Below are 2,396 nucleotides of genomic sequence, written 5' to 3'. Positions count from 1 at the left end.
CATGTTGTGGTGAAGAGCCATCAACTAAAGCAAATGGGAAGAGGTGGCCATCGCCATGAAGCAGCGCATCGTCTTATCCCTTTGGGCGGCGGCATCCACTGCCGCCTTTATTCTGAACTTGTTGGGCCTCATGCAGCTCCTTCCGCTTTGGGCGACCATGCCGCTTTTGTTTCTCTCCTTGCTTGGATTGGCAGCGACATGGAACCGCCGCCATCAGTTTCGTGGATTTCCGTCCAAACGAATGCGGCTGTAGCGCCGCATTCGTTTCATTTCTCAAGCAGCCGTTCCATCTCATCAAGCTTCTCCGCAAACACTTGGCACGCTTGGCGGATCGGCTCGGCGCTCGTCATGTCGACGCCGGCTTTTTTCAACACTTCAATCGGGTAATCAGAGCTGCCGGCTTTCAAAAAGTCGATGTACCGTCTCACCGCCGGTTCGCCTTCTTCCAAAATTTGTTTACTGAGTGCAGTCGCCGCGCTGAAGCCGGTTGCGTATTGGTACACGTAGTAGTTGTAATAAAAATGCGGAATGCGCGCCCACTCGAGGCCGATTTCTTTGTCCACGACAATATCATCGCCAAAATACGTTTTATTTAAGTCGTAATAAAGGGCGCTCAACGTTTCGGCCGTCAACGCTTCGCCTTGTTGCGCCTTCAAATGGATCAAATGCTCAAACTCCGCGAACATCGTCTGGCGAAAAACCGTGCCGCGGAACCCCTCAAGATAATGGTTGAGCAAATAGAGCCGCTTTTTCTCATCATCGATCGTTCTCAGCAAGTAGTCGTTCAACAGCGCCTCATTGCACGTCGACGCCACTTCGGCGACGAAAATTGAATAATGCGCATATGGATACGGCTGCGTTTTGCGCGTATAGTAGCTGTGCACCGAATGGCCAAACTCATGCACAAGTGTAAACAAATTGTTCACATTGTCCTGCCAGTTGAGCAAAATGTACGGATGGGTGCCGTACGCTCCCGACGAATAGGCGCCGCTTCGCTTTCCTTTGTTTTCGCGCACATCGACCCAACGGTTGTCAAGACCTTCTTTCACGATCGCCACATATTCCTCGCCAAGCGGCGCGAGCCCTTCAAGCATATATTGCTTCGCTTCCTCGTACGTCACTTCCATTTTCACTTCTTGCACAAGCGGCGTGTACAAATCGTACATATGCAGCTCATCAAGCCCAAGCACTCGTTTGCGCAGCCGCACGTACCGATGCAACAGCGGCAAATGTTCGTGAATCGCGGCGATTAGATTGTCATAGACGCTCTCCGGAATGTTGTTCGCATCCAACGCCGCTTCTCGCGCCGAACGGTAGTGGCGGATGCGGGCGAAAAAGTTGTCTTTTTTCACCGTGCCGGCAAGCATATTGGCGAACGTATTTTGAAACTTCTCATACGTATGGTATACGGCGTAAAACGCATCGCGGCGGACGCGGCGGTCCGTGCTTTCTAAAAAGCGGATGAACCGGCCGTGCGTGACTTCGACTTCCTCGCCGTTTTCATCGATGATCGTCGGAAACGTCAAATCAGCGTTGTTCAACGCGCTGAACGTGTCGGATGTCGCCTGCATCACCTCGGCTGCCTGCGCCAAGATCGCCTCCTCTTCTGCCGACAGCACGTGCGGGCGCTGGCGCGTAATTTCGTCTAACGCGTGCGCATACAAGCGAAGCGGCTCGTATTGTTCCAAAAACGAGCGCAGCACCGCTTCATCGATCGCCAAAATTTCCGGCACGATAAACGCCATCGCGCTCGATGCTTCGCTGTACAAGCTTTTCGCCCGGGCGTCGAGCCCTTGGTAAAACGAGTTGGTCGTATCTTGATCATAGCGCATATGGGCGTATGTATACAGCTTGCCGAGGCGCATCGATACGTCATCTTGGCATTGCAATGCTTCATACAGCACTTCCGGCGATTCGCCAAGCCGCCCTTTGTATTCGCCAAGCTTTGGAATCATTGCCTTCACTTGTTTGAATTCTTCTTCCCAGGCGTCATCGGTGGGAAAAATGTCCTCAAGCCGCCACGTTTCTTCCACAGGAATCTCGCTTCGCAGCGGCAGCGACTTTTTCGCTTTCTTTTCCTCCACCGTCATCATTCCTCCTTATACAAATAATCGATACACGAATTATTATTCACCATTCCGTTCATCTTTTCCTGTTTTCTGCTCATTTTTTCCACTCTCCCGAACTCAAGTGTTGACCAATAGCAGCTAAGCGCCGACGTTTGGTGAATTTGCTCAAGAAGCGCAGCATCTTGATGAATCATCTGATCGACGGTCGACGGAAACGACAGCGGCTTCACCAAATGAAGCTGGTCGCCCTCTTCGCGGCGGAGATAGCCGAGCAGGCTCAACCAATGCAAATACTCGCCGACGGCCTCACGATACGTATCCCGGCCG

Annotated in this window: 2 protein-coding genes and 1 pseudogene; 1 reads left to right on the top strand and 2 read right to left on the bottom strand. The window is 52.3% G+C overall.

The window, feature by feature from the left end:
* The first annotated feature begins 55 nt into the window (after positions 1–55).
* The gene (locus VU18_RS03495) at positions 56–253 is read left to right on the top strand and encodes a hypothetical protein (RefSeq protein WP_011230324.1); all 198 of its coding nucleotides are present in this window, start codon (positions 56–58) and stop codon (positions 251–253) included.
* A gap of 13 nt (positions 254–266) precedes the next feature.
* Here VU18_RS03495 and pepF read toward each other — a convergent pair whose 3' ends face one another.
* Together pepF and VU18_RS19070 are read right to left on the bottom strand one after the other, a co-directional pair.
* Positions 267–2,090 (bottom strand): oligoendopeptidase F, encoded by a 1,824-nt coding sequence (gene pepF, locus VU18_RS03490; protein ID WP_033012423.1) that lies wholly within the window; start codon positions 2,088–2,090, stop codon positions 267–269.
* A pseudogene (locus tag VU18_RS19070) lies at positions 2,090–2,396 on the bottom strand (competence protein CoiA); the annotation flags it as partial. The gene pepF and the pseudogene VU18_RS19070, both read right to left, overlap by 1 nt.

This window comes from Geobacillus sp. ZGt-1 (genome assembly GCF_001026865.1).
In the GTDB taxonomy this organism is placed as follows: domain Bacteria; phylum Bacillota; class Bacilli; order Bacillales; family Anoxybacillaceae; genus Geobacillus; species Geobacillus thermoleovorans.
The sequence above is the reverse complement of the archived record's forward strand: the minus strand, read 5'-3'. Positions and strand labels throughout refer to the sequence as shown.

Excerpts from the sequence above, each read along its gene's own strand:
- VU18_RS03495 (WP_011230324.1), top strand. The coding sequence starts at position 56 with ATGAAGCAGCGCATCGTCTTATCCCTTTGGGCGGCGGCATCCACTGCC.
- pepF (WP_033012423.1), bottom strand. The coding sequence starts at position 2,090 with ATGACGGTGGAGGAAAAGAAAGCGAAAAAGTCGCTGCCGCTGCGAAGC.